At 48.1% G+C, this 16,348-nt stretch carries 15 protein-coding genes; 4 read left to right on the top strand and 11 right to left on the bottom strand.

Annotated elements, in window-relative coordinates; translation table 11 throughout:
• Positions 1-17 precede the first annotated feature (17 nt).
• From BUB59_RS00630 to BUB59_RS00650, 5 genes are all read right to left on the bottom strand, one after another.
• Positions 18-545 carry an adenine phosphoribosyltransferase gene (locus BUB59_RS00630; protein ID WP_073224631.1) on the bottom strand — a complete coding sequence of 176 codons (528 nt, stop codon included), beginning with the start codon at positions 543-545 and terminating at the stop codon, positions 18-20.
• On the bottom strand, positions 542-1,417 hold the full coding sequence (locus tag BUB59_RS00635; protein WP_073224633.1) for a tRNA modification radical SAM protein MnmL/YtqA: 876 nt from the start codon (positions 1,415-1,417) through the stop codon (positions 542-544). Before BUB59_RS00635 ends, BUB59_RS00630 begins: the two co-directional genes overlap by 4 nt.
• 96 nt (positions 1,418-1,513) lie before the next feature.
• Complete coding sequence (locus tag BUB59_RS00640; RefSeq protein ID WP_073224635.1) at positions 1,514-2,782, bottom strand: hypothetical protein; 1,269 nt, start codon at positions 2,780-2,782, stop codon at positions 1,514-1,516.
• A gap of 161 nt (positions 2,783-2,943) precedes the next feature.
• Positions 2,944-4,230 carry a serine--tRNA ligase gene (gene serS, locus BUB59_RS00645; protein WP_073224636.1) on the bottom strand — a complete coding sequence of 429 codons (1,287 nt, stop codon included), beginning with the start codon at positions 4,228-4,230 and terminating at the stop codon, positions 2,944-2,946.
• A 93-nt stretch (positions 4,231-4,323) separates the two neighbouring features.
• Positions 4,324-5,349: a GDSL-type esterase/lipase family protein gene (locus tag BUB59_RS00650; RefSeq protein ID WP_073224638.1), complete on the bottom strand. Its 1,026-nt coding sequence runs from the start codon at positions 5,347-5,349 to the stop codon at positions 4,324-4,326.
• A gap of 170 nt (positions 5,350-5,519) precedes the next feature.
• On the opposite strand from BUB59_RS00650, the gene BUB59_RS00655 reads away from it, so the two are divergent.
• Both BUB59_RS00655 and BUB59_RS00660 read left to right on the top strand, forming a co-directional pair.
• Entirely contained in the window at positions 5,520-7,004 is a 1,485-nt protein-coding gene (locus tag BUB59_RS00655; RefSeq protein ID WP_073224640.1) for a carbohydrate binding domain-containing protein, read from the top strand.
• Positions 7,005-7,042: 38 nt separating this feature from the next.
• Positions 7,043-7,555 carry an LptE family protein gene (locus BUB59_RS00660; RefSeq protein WP_073224642.1) on the top strand — a complete coding sequence of 171 codons (513 nt, stop codon included), beginning with the start codon at positions 7,043-7,045 and terminating at the stop codon, positions 7,553-7,555.
• 35 nt (positions 7,556-7,590) lie between these two features.
• On the opposite strand, the gene BUB59_RS00665 is transcribed toward BUB59_RS00660, so the two are convergent.
• The 6 genes from BUB59_RS00665 to BUB59_RS00690 form a co-directional block, all read right to left on the bottom strand.
• The gene (locus BUB59_RS00665; protein WP_073224644.1) at positions 7,591-8,076 is read right to left on the bottom strand and encodes an NUDIX hydrolase; all 486 of its coding nucleotides are present in this window, start codon (positions 8,074-8,076) and stop codon (positions 7,591-7,593) included.
• A gap of 9 nt (positions 8,077-8,085) precedes the next feature.
• Entirely contained in the window at positions 8,086-8,799 is a 714-nt protein-coding gene (locus BUB59_RS00670; RefSeq protein WP_073224646.1) for a hypothetical protein, read from the bottom strand.
• Between the two features lie 18 nt (positions 8,800-8,817).
• Positions 8,818-9,837 (bottom strand): GGDEF domain-containing protein, encoded by a 1,020-nt coding sequence (locus BUB59_RS00675; RefSeq protein ID WP_073224648.1) that lies wholly within the window; start codon positions 9,835-9,837, stop codon positions 8,818-8,820.
• A 99-nt stretch (positions 9,838-9,936) separates the two neighbouring features.
• Positions 9,937-12,030 carry a methionine--tRNA ligase gene (gene metG / locus BUB59_RS00680; RefSeq protein ID WP_073224650.1) on the bottom strand — a complete coding sequence of 698 codons (2,094 nt, stop codon included), beginning with the start codon at positions 12,028-12,030 and terminating at the stop codon, positions 9,937-9,939.
• A 34-nt stretch (positions 12,031-12,064) separates the two neighbouring features.
• Positions 12,065-12,919 carry a hypothetical protein gene (locus BUB59_RS00685; RefSeq protein WP_073224652.1) on the bottom strand — a complete coding sequence of 285 codons (855 nt, stop codon included), beginning with the start codon at positions 12,917-12,919 and terminating at the stop codon, positions 12,065-12,067.
• Positions 12,920-13,119: 200 nt separating this feature from the next.
• Complete coding sequence (locus BUB59_RS00690; protein WP_073224654.1) at positions 13,120-14,430, bottom strand: hypothetical protein; 1,311 nt, start codon at positions 14,428-14,430, stop codon at positions 13,120-13,122.
• Between the two features lie 95 nt (positions 14,431-14,525).
• Here BUB59_RS00690 and BUB59_RS00695 point away from each other — a divergent pair, with 95 nt between their 5' ends.
• Both BUB59_RS00695 and BUB59_RS00700 read left to right on the top strand, forming a co-directional pair.
• Entirely contained in the window at positions 14,526-15,131 is a 606-nt protein-coding gene (locus BUB59_RS00695; RefSeq protein ID WP_234979882.1) for a beta/alpha barrel domain-containing protein, read from the top strand.
• A 144-nt stretch (positions 15,132-15,275) separates the two neighbouring features.
• A complete protein-coding gene (locus tag BUB59_RS00700; RefSeq protein WP_083540109.1) occupies positions 15,276-16,346 on the top strand; it encodes an HD-GYP domain-containing protein in 1,071 nt (356 codons plus the stop codon).
• Positions 16,347-16,348 lie beyond the last annotated feature (2 nt).

The raw sequence follows: 16,348 nt of genomic DNA on the forward strand, positions 1-16,348 counted from the left end.
TTGGTCCTCCTATCTAATTAATGTCCCGGGAAGTGGGTGAGGCTTTCGATCTTGTAGCCCTTCAGCTTTTCGCGTCCTCCAAGGTCGTCAAGTTCAATAACGAACAGGAACTTTTCTACGGTTCCGCCCAAGGATTCTATGAGCTTGGCGGCCGCTGCGGCGGTTCCACCCGTAGCTAGCAGGTCGTCTACAATAACAACTTTTTGACCCGGCTTGATGGAATCCTTATGGATTTCTATAGAGGCTGAACCATACTCAAGATTATAATCCACGCCAACGGTTTCGCGGGGGAGCTTGCCCTTCTTGCGGACAGGGACGAATGCCTTGGTCTTTAGGGCTGCTAACGAAACTCCAAATAGGAATCCTCTGGCCTCCAATCCTGCAACCACGTCAAAATCAACCCCCTTCAGGGAGCGGGTCAGTGCCTTGAGTGTCAATCTCAGACCTTGTGCATCATCCAGAATTCCTGTGACGTCACGAAATACGATACCCGGCTTTGGAAAATCCGGAATGCTGATGATATAATCTTCAATCTTCTTTGTCATAGTTTTTTCTCGACGGTTGCAATAATCTTGTCTCGTTCGCCGCACCAGTCGGGTGCAATCAGCAGCTCGCTAGGAGATTCCCCGCTGAAGCGTTCAATAGCCACGTCCATCCCGATGATTCTGATCATTTCGGCGACCGCATCGCAGTATTCATCAAATGTCAGGAGCTTGATTTCTCCGTTGCCGAAATCTTCTGCCATGGCGGTTCCCACCACAATGTGCAGGGGATGGATCTTGACGGCGGCCAGGTGCATGTCGCGGACAACCTGTGCGGTATGCTTGAAATCATCCATGGTCTCGCCGGGGAGGCCCACGATTACGTGGGTGGTCACCCACAGCCCTGCTGCCTGGCAACGGGCCACGGCATCCTCAAATTCCTTGAGGGTGTGCCTGCGGTTAATACCTGCCAAAGTCAAGTCATTGGCGGTCTGCAGGCCGATTTCTACGATAATAGGCTTCTTCTTGTTCAGAGCCGCTAAGTAGTCCACCTTTTCCTGTTGCAAACAGTCCGGGCGAGTGCCGATGGCAAGCCCCGCTACTTCCGGATGTTTAATAATCGGGTCGATGATTCCCTTCAGGTGTTCCAGCGGGGCGTGGGTATTGGTATAGGGCTGTAAATAGGCGAGAATACCTGCGTTAGGATATTTTCCTCGAAGCTTGGGAACGAACTTTTCTAGCTGTTCCTGAATACTCACTTTCGCCTGATCGAATACGGGGCTGAAACTGCGGTTGTTGCAGTAGCTGCATCCAGAAAATCCTTTGGTTCCATCCAGATTAGGGCAACTCATACCGCCATTCAGGGGAAGCTTTCGGACCTTGAGATAGTTTGGGAAAATCTCAAGAAGCAAGTCTCGATAAGGTTTGTACTTCATGCATCAAAATTAAATAAAAAATGCTGGATGCAAGTTCCAGCAATAAAAAAATGGGCGAGCCGAAGCCCGCCCAAAATTTCTTTTTCTAACTCAAGATTAGAAAGTCAGCAGCATGCCGAAGTTGCCAACCAGGCCTGCCCATGCAGCAGAGTTCAGCTGATCAGCAATGGATGCTTCCAGAACCAGGTTCTTGTACTGGAAACGGACGCCTGCATTTGCCATGGGAGCGTTGGTGCGCATGGAGAATTCAGAAACGTCGGTCTTGGAAGCCTTGGTTTCAGAGCTGTAGTAGCCCAGGACCTTCCAGTCATAGTTTGCGCCACCATAGAGGATCCAGTTTTCGTTCAGAGTGATTTCTGCGAGAACGTTGGGGGTGGTGTACAGACCGAAGAAGCTTCTGTCGCTAGCAGTTTCATCGAAGAAGATGAGGGGGAGGCGAGTGTTGGTACCGATGAAGACCTGTGCCATATCAGAGCTCAGCACGGGGAATGCAATGTTTGCATAGGGCTGGACTTCGAAGAAGGAGTCGTCGTTGGTGGTTTCGGTAGTGGTGTTGCCTGCTTCAACGATACGTTCGCTAGCCTGACGGAGAATGTTCACACCTACAGACCAGAAGAAGGTCTTGGCGGAAGGACCGTTAGAAATGTTCACGTTCAAGCCAAGATCCCAGTAATCGTTGTCGGTTTCCTGAGCGTCGGTTTCGGTGTCAACTTCGTCCTGGAAGGTGAGCCAGTAGGCATTTGCAGTAAGGTCAAATGCACCCAGGTTCATACCGAACTTCAGGTTGATGACATCGCCAGCACCAGTGGTGGAAACGGAAGTTTCGTTGTCACCGGCTTCGGTGTCTTCCCAAGTCTTGTCCAGAGCGAAGTCTACTGCGAAACCCATGCCGCTAAATGCCATACCGACGGTAACGAGGCCCAGGTTGCGGAGGTTTGCTTCGTCATACTGGGGGAGACCCTTGGTAATATCGACAATGCCAGCTGCAATGCCGTCAAATGCTGCCAAGTAGGTGATGCCACCCTTGGTCAGTGCCAAGGTAGCGGTTTCGCCAGACGGTTCCACATAGAGGAGGTTGCTGCCGTACATCTTGTAGGGAGAAAGCATGTTGCCGCCGATAGTTGCAGCACCAGCTTCGTTACCAACCATGTTGTATGCGTCGCCGTGGAGAACGCTGAATACGCCATTGGGCTGTGCAGCCGGAGCGTCCTGTGCAGTAGCTGCCTGAGCAGGAGCAGATTCCTGTGCCGGGGCAGACTGTGCAGCCGGAGCGGATTCTTCTTCGTATTCGTCGTCTTCGTAGTCCTGAGCGATTGCTGCGGACATGGTCATTGCGGTAGTAAGGGCAATAAGTTTGAAGTTCATATAATCTCCCATAAAAAATCTGGTATTAAATATAGAAAGGGAATAGTGTTTTTTTGTGTATAATTTGAATTAACATGGTAAACTTAATTTCATATTTACTTTATATGAAAAAGAGGACCCGCTTTCGCGAGCCCTCCTAGCAAATTATGTAAAAGAAAAGATTACTTCTTCGGTTCAATCTTTTCCATGCCGCCCATGTACGGACGCAGCACTTCAGGAATCAACAGAGAGCCGTCCTTCTGCTGGTAGTTGTCGCAGATGCCGACCATGACGCGAGGAGTAGCAAGGCCAGAACCGTTCAAGGTGTGGATGAAGGTGTTCTTGCCGTTGATCTTGGTCTTGATGTTTGCGCGACGTGCCTGGTAGTCTTCGAAGTTAGAGCAGGAAGAAACTTCCAACCACTTCTTTTCGACCGGAGCGTAGACTTCAAGGTCGTAGCACTTTGCAGCACCGAAACCGAGGTCGCCCTTGCAGAGAGCCAGACGGTGGTAGGGGAGGCCCAGCTTTTCAAGGAGCATTTCGGCAAAGCGGGTCAGTTCTTCGTGATCTTCGTAGGAGTGTTCCGGATGAGCGAAGTACACCATTTCAACCTTGTTGAACTGGTGGAGGCGCAGGAGACCGCGGGTGTCCTTACCGTAGGAACCAGCTTCACGACGGAAGCAAGCGGAGTATGCGCAAATACGCTTGGGGAGTTCGGATTCCGGAATGACTTCGCCAGAGTAGAGGTTGGTCAGAGGAACTTCTGCAGTGGGGATGAGGAACAGGTCGTCATCCTTGTCGCAGCGGTACATGTCTTCTTCGAACTTGGGGAGCTGACCAGTACCACGCATGGTGTTACGGGTTACCAGGTACGGAGGAGTGAATTCTTCGAAGCCGGCCTTCTGGTGTTCGTCCAGGAAGAACTGGATCAAAGCGCGTTCCAGGCGAGAGCCCAGACCGCGGTAAACGGGGAAACCGGAACCAGAAATCTTTGCGCCGCGTTCGAAGTCGAAAATGCCAAGGCGTTCGCCCAAGGTCTTGTGGTCCACGCGTGCGAAGTCATCGTTCTTGGTGTAGTAGTCAAAGGGAATCGGACCGTCTTTTTCAACCTTGTTGTCGTCGGAATCCTTACCTTCGATGGAGCGGGGAGCGATGTTGGGGACGTGCATGAGCATTTCGGTCTGCTTGTATTCCAGATCCTTCAGCTTCTTGTCCATTTCGTCAATCTTGTTGCCCAGTTCGCGGGTAGCAGCCTGAGCGGCGTCGGCGTTTTCGCCCTTCTTCTTCAGTTCACCGATGAGCTTGGACTGAGCGTTGCGTTCGCTCTTGAGGCGTTCCACTTCGGTGAGGAGGGGGCGGCGTTCTTCGTCGATGGCGAGAACATCGCGCAGGCTCACGGTAGTATACTTCTTTTCAGTTTCAGCAATATAATATTCCGGATTTTCGCGGATCTTCTTAATGTCAAGCATTTTATGCCTCGGTTAGATAAAAATTTTCCCGTGTAATTATAGCAAATTCCTGCAATGTCATCCTCGACCTGATCGAGGATCTAGCATTTTTGTTTATTTGAGGATCACTTTCTGGGTGGTTAAATTTGTTTTTACAATATACACGCCAGGCAGTTTCATCTGGAGTTCAAGGAATCCGTTAGAAACAGAACGTTTTACCAGATTGCCGTTCAGGTCAAATACTTCAACGGTTCCAGATATATGGTTCAGCTGGATGGACTTTCCCTGTACCGTAATTTGTGAATTTGTTCTTAATACGGTGGTCAGGCCGTCTTTACCATCGGAACTGCTACTTGCTAAAGCGGTATTGCTGCTGGAGGATTCCGTGATAACGCTACTAGAAGATTCTAGGGGGCCTGTCATAATGGGCCCGTTCATAATGCTTTCGCCGATGATTTCGGCCATGGCCTTTGCGCCTTCTTCATTGGGATGGACGCTGTCGGCCTGCAGCCATTCACGCTTGTTAAGTAGAGAATGAAGGTCGATTACATTGACGCGCTTCTTCTCTGCCACTTCCTTAATCATGGGGTTGATTACGTTCACGATCGCAGAGTCGGTGATGAACCATCCGAGGTTGTTGGCGTAGGGCTGCAGTGTTACGTAAATCTCGGGCGTATGATTGTTGTGGAGGAAGGTGTCAATAAGGGCTTCGTAGTCCTTTTTCATCTCGGCAATCAGACTTTCGCGAGTATAATTCTTGCCCTGGCTATCCTGCTTGTATTCGTAGAAGTAATAGTTGTAGTTCCCTTCGCTTCCGCTGAAGAAATACTTGCTGTCATTTGTACCCAGTTCAATGATTACGATGTTGGGTTCAAAAGCGTATGCCTTTTTGAATTCGGGCTGTGTCCAGTAAGACTCCTGGGAGGCCTTGTGGAACATCTTGCCGGAGTTTCCATAGTTTTCAACTTGGTAAGTTCCTCCCAGAACGTATTGTAAATGCTGGGGATAGGTGGTTGCGCCGTTCAGCCCGTAGCCGTAGGTAATGCTGTTGCCTACACAGGCAATTCTCGTTTGTGCAGAAGCATTTACTGCAAATAAAGCGGAAATCATTGCGGCTGTTGCAAGAATTTTAAAACCCATACTGAACCTCTCTTTACGGGGAAAGTTAATAAAAAAAGGCCGATTTGGGGTGTTGTAATCCTTTACAATGGTTATTTATTCCGGCTTAGAATATACGGAGCGTTGAGGTATATATTGTAGGCAGGGTGAGAACAAACTGCATAAAGTGCAGCATTAAAAGGAGTGTTAAAATGAAATTTCTTTCCTTATTCTTAGTCGCAGCAACCGCTACTTTCGCACAATGGGGTGGTGGCGGCGGAAAATCTTTAAGCGACTACAAGAAGGTTTCTGTTTCGGGCCGCGATGTCTATGTGTACGCACCGTCTGGCCTTGCTGACAACAGCCCGTTGCTTCTTTCCTTGCATGGCATGGACCAGGATCCTAATTATCAGCAGCAGAATACCCACTGGGAAGCGGTTGCTGACACTGCAGGCTTTGTGGTGGCTTACCCTAAGGGCGGTACCGGCATGAGCACCTGGGACATTCAGGGCGATACGGATACTAAGTGGGTTTCTTCTATTATTGACCAACTTGCCAAGGATTACAAGATTAACACCAATCGTGTCTATCTTTCAGGCTTCTCCATGGGCGGTATGTTCACGTACCATTCCATGAGCAAGATTGCTGATAAGATTGCGGCCTTTGCTCCCTGCTCTGGACCCAACGTGTATGGTGCATCCAAGGCTATGCGCCCCGTACCTATTTTCCATATTCACGGAACCAACGACGATGTGCTGCAATACAGCATGGTCGAGGATTTCCTGAAGAACTATCGCGATCAGTTTAACTGCCCGGCAACGGCTGAAGTCATTAGCAATTATCCCAACAGCGAAAACCAGGGTACCATGTATACTTGGGGCCCCTGCGATGAAGGTGTATATGTGAAGCACCTGAAGCTCCAGGGCCGCGGTCATAGCCCCTCCAAGGCTGATGTTTCCGACATCTGGAACTTTGTGAAGGAATATTCCCTGGACGGTAGTTCTCCTGCCGCAGCGATTGTGGTTCCCACCAACCGTGATACCGTTTTCAATGGCACATTCTCTGACTCCCTGAAGTTGGCTGGCTGGAGCCTGACTGTTCACAGCGGCGAAGGTACCTTCAAGCATTCTGACGGAAAGGCCGAAATCAATGTGACAAAAGCCAGCACCAACGCCTATGACGTTCAGGTGATCCAGAATGGTATGCATTACGAAAAGGGCCAGAGCTACAAGCTGACTTTTGACGCTTCCGCTTCTGCAGCTAGAACCCTTGAAGTGAATCTGGAAAAGGATTCTAGCCCCTTTACTAGCTACCTGGGCGAAGCAAAGACCTTCGACTTGACTACCGCAGCCAAGATTTACGAAATCAAGTTCACCATGACCGAAGATACCGACGAAAACGGTCGCATTTCCTTTAACGCAGGGCTTGCTACCGGTTCCGTGTACATCGACAACGTGAAGATTGAAAAGATTAGCGCCGCCGATGTTAATGGTCCTGGCACGGATGGGATTATAGTAAATCAACTCCTGCTGAACGGCGAAAGAACTTACAGTGTTTACAACCTGAAGGGCGCCTTTGTTTGCAAGTTTAGCACTCGTCTTGACAACATCCAGACGATGCTGAACGCAAAGAACCTCACCAAGGGATTGTATATCGTAAAAAGTGGGGATTTGAACAGAATTTTCTCTGTGAAGTAGAAAAACGATTCGGTCACAAATAACTAAATTATTGGGCGATGAATTACAACTTTAAAATGAAAGTAGTTCCCGCCCTTTTTTGCATTCTAGCCCTGTTTGTTTTGGCTGGATGTTACAGCTTTACCGCTAGTACACTACCCAGCCATATCAAGACGGTAAACATCCACGATGTGGATGATAAGACCATGGATGCAGTCCTTGCCAATGATATCCGTACGGCTGTTCTTGATATGTTCAAGAAGAACGCTGGCGGTGTTCGTGTGGTTAATGGCGAAGCTCATTCTGATTTTGAAATCACGTTGCTGTCCTATACCAATAAGCCTATGGATTATAACAGCAATAGCGATGTGGAAACTTACCGCGTTACCATTCGTGTGGGCGTCAAGTTCTACGATAACGTGAAGGAACGTATCATTTATGAAAATAAGTCCCTTTCCGCAGAAGGAACTTATGATATTCAGGCTAACGAAACCGAAGACCGTCACGGCCAAAAACGCGCCATCGAAAAACTCCAGGACCTCATTATCACTAACGCTTTGGCAAAGTGGTAGCCAGATGTCATCCTGAGCGAAGTCGAAGGATCTAGTTAAATAAAGTCCTTAACAAAAACTTCTTCTTCATTGAGCAGAGCCTCTGTCAGCGTACTTCCCTTATAAGTCAATTTCAGGCTAAAGAAGGGTTCGCCTCGTTCCAGCAAGGCTAAGAAAATCAGGTCCCCATCCCAGTGGGGAAGTTTCGCCACGTCTGCCTTCGGGACCCATTCCAAATTGCCTTCGTCGCATTCTTTCAGGTCTCCCGTCCACTGTGTGGCGGTAAACAGGTGCATGAATTCTGTCTGGTCCATGCCATCGCTAATGAAGGTCACGATGCCGCGATACTTGGGCTTGATCAGCGTTAAGCCGGTCTCTTCCAAGGCCTCTCGCTTAATACAGTTTTCGGGTGATTCCCATTCCTCGAACTTGCCGCCGATACCAATCCATTTGTCCTTATTGATATCGTTCTTCTTCTTTACGCGGTGAAGCAGCAGGTACTTGTCGTCCTGTTCAATATAGCAGAGGGTGGTGTTGATCATGACGCAAATCTAGAAAACAAAATAAGAGGCGGTCAGGGATATTCCTAGACGATAACGGTCCGGATCCATGTCTAGAACGCTGTAACGTCCTTCGATGGCAATGTCAAACTTACTCTGTCTGTAGCTAATATAGGCGGTAAGGCCGGCTTCTATCGCAGACCATTCGTTGTTGTCTCGTACAGGAATCCAGACATCTCTGGCGATGAATTCCTCTATACCGATTCGTACGAATTCGCCAAGGGGTAGCTGCTGGATAAAGGAAACGCCACCTGCAAAAGTAACAAACCATAGAGCCGGTAAATCCCCTAAATCGTCTACATCATAGCGGTCGTCTTTGTCCTCGTACTCTTCGTCATCGTCGTCATCACTAAGGAGACCAATGACGCTTAGAGTTCCAATCAGCCAAGGTGCGGAAATCCATGTACGGACTCCGTAATACTTGTCGCCAAAACCTGCAGTAAAATAAGGTGATGGCAAAAGTCCTGCGCCCCAAGTTAGGCCGTTTTTTGAGAAAAGGTATTCTAGTGAAGCTGGAAAATCCCAGCCATCATCCTTGACTGCGTATTGGGAAAACTCTCCGCGAACAGTAAATGCTTGTCGGCTTTCTCCGGGATACTTTGCGCTACGTTCCGTAGCATCCATGAACGCAGCGGTGCTAGGCGGGTGCATGGTGCAGCCCGTCAACAAGAGTAAAATCGTTATGGATACAAGTAAGTAGCGCATACTTGTAATATAGGAAAATTAGCTCATCACTTGGTTCTTGCCGTTTTCCTTGGCTTTGTATAACAGCTTGTCCGCTCTAATAATCCAAGTATCATACCTATCGCCAGGAGCGTAGTTCGATGCTCCTACCGATATTGTAAAATGAATATCTCCACAGTCTTCTTTAACGGGAGTTCTTTCGACCTCTTTTACCAAACTTTCCAAGATATTCTTGGGATCGTTCTTTCCGCAGATAAGGAATTCTTCACCGCCCCAGCGGCTGATTGCACAGTCCTTGCAAATCTTTTTCATGATTTCTGCCAGCGTTACTAGAACTCGGTCTCCTGCGGCATGACCATATTTGTCATTGATTTTCTTGAAGTTATCAATGTCTAGCATGGCGATCCAGAGCTGTGACGAAGAATCTTTTTCTTCAATGCTTTTTTGAAGGATTGTTCTCATGTTGAAACGATTTGACAACTTCGTCAATGCGTCATAGTTTGCTTGAAATTGAAGTTTCTTTTCGGACTCAATGATAATTCCTGTGGTCAGTTTTGCAAACCCGATTAAAAAACAGCAGACGCTGGTTAGATTGATTCCTAGGAATACAAGAGTGGGTATTCCTTCCACCCTATAGATTGGACCGTTTTTTACTGAATATAGGGAGGATAGTAGGCAGACGATAACGATGATGGCGGAACAGAGGTTTGGTTTAGGGTCTTCTCCACCATATTTTGTTTGCATATACTTGATGTAGTATATCAACGGAATGGTGGAAAGAGAATACAGCTGAAATCCGTAGTCGTAACCAAGGTATATAGTGCAGACTGCCATATAGATGGTCATCATGGCATATATAGACCAGGTTGCCTTAATGAATTGATATTTTTTGATCAATAGGTAATGCGCTAGATAGACTACGCACACAAAGATTGAATAATATACTAGGAACATAGCTCCGATTAAGGAGTAGACTAGCATCATCAATACCACAAGCGACAAGATGACCGTGTTTGTGGCAAAGCTCAACTTCTGAATGTCTTTTATGTTCTTGATCATAATTCTTTTTCTTCAAGAAATATAAAAGAAATCAAAGAAAAAAGACCCATCTTTTGATGGGTCCATATATTAATTTGGATGCTTTTCTGCTAAAAAAGCTTAATGCACTCCATTTCCTTCGGGGACGTCGCAGGTCACTGCCTTGCCGTCGATTTCCAGAGCGATGGCTTCGGCGCCTTCGCCTGCGGTGCAGAACACTTGGCCGTTCTTGACGGAGAGAGCGATCTTTTCGAAATCCTTCAGCTTCAGTTCGCGAGGTTCGCTGGGAGCGATTCCCTTGAACAATGCGCGGTCACCGGGCTTTGCACCTTCGGGCACTGCCACCAGGCGGCACTTGTGGGATTCGGCTTCCAAGTCGCCAGCGAAGAGCATACCTGCGCTCATGATACCGCGAAGCGGTGCGGGCTTCAGGTTTGCGAACAAAAGAATCATGCGATCCTGAAGTTCAGAAGCTTCGTAGCTAGCCTTAAGGCCGGAGCAAACGGTGCGGAGTTCGCCTTCGCCTGCGTCAACCTTGAGAACGTACAGAGAAGTTGCATCCGGATGGTCTGCCACTTCAACGATCTTTGCGGCGCGGAGGTCCATGGCGGCAGGAACGTCAGCTGCGGTCAGCGGCTTGTTCTGCTTGGGCTTCTGCTGCTGTTGCTGCTGCTGGGGCTTCACTTCTTCGTCGATGCGGGGGAACAGGGGCTTGCCTTCGCCGAAGACTTCGCCACCCTTCAACAGACCCCAGACCAGGTCTTCGGCACTTTCGAACTTGGTGCCCAGCATGGTCAGGCCTTCTTCTGCCTTGGTGGGGATTACCGGCCAAAGCATGCAAAGGCTGAGGCGAACAGCTTCTGCTGCCACATAAAGAACGGTTGCCAGCTCATCCTTGAGAGCCGGGTCCTTGGCCAGCTTCCAGGGAGCCTTGATTTCAAAGTAGCGGTTGATGCTACGGACCAAGGTCATGATGTTTTCGATGGACTGGGACAGACGAGCCTGGGGCAGGTCCTGCTTTATGTCTTCGATGACCTTCTTGGCCAAGTTCATCACGTCGTTGGCGGCGTCATCCATAGCGCCTGCAACGGGCAGCTTGCCTTCAAAGTTGGTGAGGACCAGCTTGTGGACTCGGTTCAGAACGTTGCCCAGGTCGTTTGCCAAGTCGGCATTAATGCGACGGACAAAGGAATCGTGGGTGAAGTTTGCGTCCTGGCCAACCACCATTTCGCGGGCCAAGTAGTAGCGGAATGCGTCGTTGCCGTACTTTTCCATGTAGTCCATGGGCTTAACAACGTTACCAGCAGACTTACTCATTTTTTCGCCGCCGTTCACCAGCCACCAGCCGTGAGCCAGAATGTGCTTGGGCAGAGGAATGTCCAGAGCCATCAGCATAGTGGGCCAGTACACGCTATGAGTGGTAAGAATGTCCTTACCGATCAGGTGATAGGTGGCGGGCCAAATGGGAGTGCCATCGGCATAAGTCTTGTGGAAAGCGGTAGATGCGCTTACATAGTTCAAGAGAGCGTCGAACCAAACGTAGGTCACATAGTCCTGGTCGAAAGGCAGAGGAATACCCCAGGAGAGGCGAGCCTTCGGGCGGCTGATGCAAAGGTCGTTCAGGGGCTGACGCAAAAAGCCCAGGATTTCGTTACGACGGTAGTCGGGAACGATCCAGTCCGGGTTGGTGTTCAAGTGATCAATGAGCTGCTGCTGATACTTGCTCATCTTGAAGAAGTAGTTCTTTTCCTTCAGCCATTCCACCGGGCGGTGGCTAATGGGGTCGCACTTGTTTTCGTCCAGTTCGTCTTCAGAGAAGAAACGTTCTTCGCCGACAGAGTACCAGCCTTCGTATTCCTTGGAATAGATTTCGCCCTTGTCCCACAGCTTCTGCAGGCATTCCTGCACATAAGCCTTGTGTTCAGGGTAGGTGGTGCGGATGAAGAAGTCGTTGCAGATGCCCATCTTCTTCCACAGATCTTCGAAACGGTGGTAGTATTCGTCCACATGTTCCTGCGGAGTCACTTCGCGCTTGGCGGCGGCACGCTGCACCTTCTGGCCGTGTTCGTCGGTACCGGTCAGGAAGTAGGTCTGGTATCCAAGAATCTTGTGGAAGCGGGTAAGAATGTCTGCAAGGACGGTGGTGTAGGAATGACCGATATGGGGCGCGTCATTCACATAATAAATCGGAGTAGTAACGTAAAAGTTCTTCATATGGCGCCAAATTTAGCAAAAAAGGGGAGTGGTCTTACTGGTAATATCTGATTTGGTACTTGTATTTCTGGAATTCCTTGAAGTCTCCGGTTTTAGAATCCTTCCTAGAATAGACACTTTCTATAACATTCCCGAAATCATCGGTGGTAATGCGGGTGACCGCATGTAAATTTCCTGCGTAGTCGTAGTATTCTTCACGAACCAGCTTTCCGTCTTCATATTTCAGGAATTTGGTGAATCCTCCAGATATAATCTTGGAAACTCGACCGTCCTCGCCGTATTCGTATTGAGTATGTTCCTGAGTGTCGCTAATGTCGCTGGAATAAACCAGGTCCACAATTTTCCCGTCTTGATTTCGCTGGATGGATTCGTAGGAATAAAGCTTTCCGTTGTAGGACACGCTTCTTTCCTTCACTTTCTTGCCGTCAGAATCGTATGTGAAGGAAACCGCATCTTTCCCGTGGTATTGACCTTCAATTTGGATGGAAGAAATGTTGTGTTGTTCGTTATAGATTCGTTCCAGCTTGTGGGTAAAGGGGTAAATAACCCTCAGATCCTGTGCTTTGCCGGTTTCATCTACGAGAAAACTGATTTTATAGATCGCAGTGGATGTATCCTGTCTGGTGTAATACCAGCGGGTGCCTCCGTCTTCCTTTTTCTGGGAACTTGCGATGATGGAATAATTCTTTTTCGTATAAGCTTCCCTACGTAACAAACGTCCGTCGTCATCTAGTATACTTTTTCTGCTGACAAGTGCTTTGCCCAGCGAATCCTTCACGTTCCACTCGGTTTCTACTTTGTCCTTGTTCCAGACCTTGAAAAAGGATGCTTTAAGATGTTCGGCACCGGCGGAATCGATATGAAATAGCTCTGCACTTAAATTCTCCACGTCTCCTATGAGCGCACGGTTTTCTTGGTCTTGAGGCTCTATGTAAGGCATGACTTTGCCTTGCTCGTCAAGAATGCTGAAAAACGTAAATGCCTTGGCCACTTGTACGTTGGAACATCCGTACAACGAGAAAAGAAGGAAAGCTGTTAAAAGCTTTCCTGCTAAATAAAAAAATGAATGATTGTTCATTTGTTTGTGTTTTAGAAACTGTTTGTATTAAAATTAATGCCAATGTTGAAGAACAAAGCGGGAATGAACTGGATTGGAGAAATTGCAAGACCCAGTTCAAATCGGTTGATTCCGGAGTCCACAAACAGGGATGTCTTGGATTCAATGTACTTCATGCTTTCATTGACCGGAATAGTAATGGCTTCGCGAAAACCATAGGGTGTTTTGCTCTTCATATAGTATTCACCAAACAGTTTAACTCCGTGAATCAGCTTGGTTTCAGCTTCTTCGGTATCGTCGTCAGAATAACTCCAGCGGTTTTCCTTTTCTTTACCTACTGTCGACCAAACGTATGCTCCGTAGCCTGCGCCAAATCCAAGACAGGTGCCGCTTGTGGCGGAACAACGGACTAATCCAAGAGAAACTTCCCAGTTGACGCCCATTTCGAGGAGGCCTTCAATGATTGCGGAGGAGTCACGGAATGCCTTGCTGTCTTCCAGGTAGTTGTCTGTCAGGTAGCCGATATTAAGGCCGACTGTACCGATTAACTCAATTTTTTTGTTGTGGGCAACTGTTCCCCAGGGCATTGCGGAGTACGCTTCCTGGTCGTATTCAAATTTTCCATTCTTGGCGGATTCGTTCAGGGACGGGTATTCTTCCTTGGTAACTACTTGACTCCAGGGTCTTGTAAATTCCTTGAATCCGTGGCCATCGCGGACGAAATCTTTGATTTCATATCCGGAATGGACGATGATGGAGTCTTCCTGGAGAAGAGCGCTTTTTCTGGAAATGCTATGGAGAATTCCATTACCGCCCCAGATCAAGGCGGTGCCATCGTTTACAAACTGGAATCTCTTGCCTTTTCTCGGGTTGATATTGATGGATTCCAGAACTCCGTAACGAAATACAAAACTGAAGTTCCCCGCAATTTCTTCTACTTCATTCTTGATTTTCGTCAGGCTGTCATTTCCAAAGGCTTCGGTTCTCTGTCTTGCCTGCTTCTCGGATTCTGCCTTCACAATATCCATTAGGGGAGAATTGGTGAAAAATCCAGGAGAATAGACGTCCTTGTCGAAAAGATCGGAACATTCTTCCGTCCACTTTTCAAGAATACCCTTTATTTCTGCAGTGTGGTTTTCGTCGAAATGGATAACAAGACTGTCATTTTGATAGTCTGCCTTAAGGTACTGCTCGGGGGCATATTGGGGTAATGCCAGGACGGTGAGTTTCTGGATACATTCGCTGGCGTGAACTTTCAAGTTCATGTTATCCTTCTGGTCTGCCCATACTGCAGATGTCAGAAGGCTAGAGATTGCCATAACTTCAAGAACTCTCTTGAACATGCACATTCCTCCTTTAAAGCGTGCTTTTTTCGGATGGGAAATATAACTTTTTCTAATATTCACCCCGATAACACAAAAGTATTACTTTGTAATTTATGCTGAAATTGTACTTGACCACCTGTCCGGACGACTTTGCCGGTGAATATGACGATATCGAGGAAATGTTCAAGCGGGGTCTTTCCCGTCTTATCCTCAAGAAACGTCGTGGGACCGCCGATGACTATGAACGCTGGCTGTTGTCCTTGCCCATGGAATATCGTGAACGGATTTGGGTGTGGGGTACTCCCGATACGGCGGAACAGCTGGATGTCCGTGGCTGTGTGGCAGAAGCAGGTTCCTTCATGGGGGAGGTTCCCGAGTCCTGGAAACGGGTAAACTGCATTGCCTTCTGCCGATCCCTGGAACAGGTGAAGGATTTACCTGACTGGGTGGCGGGTGCCCTTGTAGGCCCTCTTTATCAGCCTTTTTCCGCCCTAGAACCGATGAATACTCTGGTCTCTAGCGCTTGTGTTTTAGAAGACCTTTCTACAAAACTGTCTGAACTGGGCAACAGAATTCCGCTCATTATGTTTGGTGGAATAGACCAGGATAATTTACAGGATGTGAAAAAACTGCCTGTTTCCGGGGTGTCCATGCTAGGGGGCGTCTGGAACTACGCTGATTCCATAAACGCCTTCATAAAGACCTCCAGAATGGTTTAAAAATCGGGACTGTGCTCTATATCACAGAGCTGTTCTTACTTTTTTCTTCTGCACTTGTGTTTTTTTACGAAAAACGGCAGTTTCCATTCCAAATTGGAATAAAATAGTTTGTCCCATTTCAAAATCTTAACATATATTATGGGCATGGATAGCTCATTTGCTAAGATTCTCGTTATTGACGACACCAAAACCAACATTGAAGTGTTGGAAGGAATCTTGTGCGGTGAATACGACATGTATGTTGCCCTCAACGGCAAAAAGGGCTTGGCTTTGACCGAAAAGGTTAAGCCGGACCTCATTCTCCTGGATGTGATGATGCCGGAAATGGATGGTTATGAGACCCTCCGGCAGATGAAGGCTCGGGGCCTCGTGGATGATACCCCGGTTATTTTCCTTACCGCAAAGGCTGACGCCAAGAGTGAACAGACGGGTCTGGATCTTGGTGCCGTAGACTACATCGTAAAGCCTTTTAATCCGGATCTTGTACGCCTGCGTATTAAAAATCAGCTGGAATTCAAGCATCAGCGTGATCATCTCCACGAACTGGTGGAAGAAAAGACTCTGGATTTACGTAAAACCTTGAAGGTCATGCTTACCAGTCTTGGCGCCTTGGCTGAATATCGCGATACGGATACGGGTGAACACATTAAGCGCACTCAGGTTCTTGTCCAGATGCTTGCTGAAAAGCTGAAGAACCATCCGGACTTTAGCGCTGCTATTCCGAGTAAGGAATATATCGAATTTTATGCAACTGCAGCTCCCTTGCACGATATTGGCAAGGTGGGCATTCCCGATGAAATTCTCCACAAGCCTGCAAAGCTTACGGATGAAGAACGTGAAATCATGAGCAAGCACCCCCAGATGGGCTATGACGTTCTGTCTAACGCTACTCGTGAATTGGCAGATCATCCCCTGGTAAAGATTGCGGCAGAGATTATCCTGAACCATCATGAACGTTGGGATGGCATGGGATACCCGAATAAATTGAAGGGGACTGATATTCCAGTCGGTGCCAGACTGATGGCCGTTGCCGATGTCTATGACGCCCTGGTTTCCCGTAGACCTTATAAGGAACCGTTCCCTCACGAAGTTGCTGTAGCGGAAATCCAGAATGGCCGCGGTACTCAGTTTGATCCCATTGTTGTGGATACCTTTATGGAACTTCAGTCCCAATTGCCCGCTCTTTATGAACGGTTTAAGGACGGGACGATTTAGGG

The organism is Fibrobacter sp. UWEL (assembly GCF_900142535.1).
In the GTDB taxonomy this organism is placed as follows: domain Bacteria; phylum Fibrobacterota; class Fibrobacteria; order Fibrobacterales; family Fibrobacteraceae; genus Fibrobacter.

What these genes read in the sequence shown, in the direction of transcription:
- BUB59_RS00655 (WP_073224640.1), top strand. Translation starts at nt 5,520, where the DNA reads ATGAAATTTCTTTCCTTATTCTTAGTCGCAGCAACCGCTACTTTCGCA.
- BUB59_RS00695 (WP_234979882.1), top strand. Translation starts at nt 14,526, where the DNA reads ATGCTGAAATTGTACTTGACCACCTGTCCGGACGACTTTGCCGGTGAA.
- BUB59_RS00670 (WP_073224646.1), bottom strand. Translation starts at nt 8,799, where the DNA reads ATGCGCTACTTACTTGTATCCATAACGATTTTACTCTTGTTGACGGGC.
- BUB59_RS00660 (WP_073224642.1), top strand. Translation starts at nt 7,043, where the DNA reads ATGAATTACAACTTTAAAATGAAAGTAGTTCCCGCCCTTTTTTGCATT.
- BUB59_RS00635 (WP_073224633.1), bottom strand. Translation starts at nt 1,417, where the DNA reads ATGAAGTACAAACCTTATCGAGACTTGCTTCTTGAGATTTTCCCAAAC.
- metG (WP_073224650.1), bottom strand. Translation starts at nt 12,030, where the DNA reads ATGAAGAACTTTTACGTTACTACTCCGATTTATTATGTGAATGACGCG.
- BUB59_RS00675 (WP_073224648.1), bottom strand. Translation starts at nt 9,837, where the DNA reads ATGATCAAGAACATAAAAGACATTCAGAAGTTGAGCTTTGCCACAAAC.
- BUB59_RS00630 (WP_073224631.1), bottom strand. Translation starts at nt 545, where the DNA reads ATGACAAAGAAGATTGAAGATTATATCATCAGCATTCCGGATTTTCCA.
- serS (WP_073224636.1), bottom strand. Translation starts at nt 4,230, where the DNA reads ATGCTTGACATTAAGAAGATCCGCGAAAATCCGGAATATTATATTGCT.
- BUB59_RS00700 (WP_083540109.1), top strand. Translation starts at nt 15,276, where the DNA reads ATGGATAGCTCATTTGCTAAGATTCTCGTTATTGACGACACCAAAACC.
- BUB59_RS00690 (WP_073224654.1), bottom strand. Translation starts at nt 14,430, where the DNA reads ATGTTCAAGAGAGTTCTTGAAGTTATGGCAATCTCTAGCCTTCTGACA.
- BUB59_RS00650 (WP_073224638.1), bottom strand. Translation starts at nt 5,349, where the DNA reads ATGGGTTTTAAAATTCTTGCAACAGCCGCAATGATTTCCGCTTTATTT.
- BUB59_RS00640 (WP_073224635.1), bottom strand. Translation starts at nt 2,782, where the DNA reads ATGAACTTCAAACTTATTGCCCTTACTACCGCAATGACCATGTCCGCA.
- BUB59_RS00665 (WP_073224644.1), bottom strand. Translation starts at nt 8,076, where the DNA reads ATGATCAACACCACCCTCTGCTATATTGAACAGGACGACAAGTACCTG.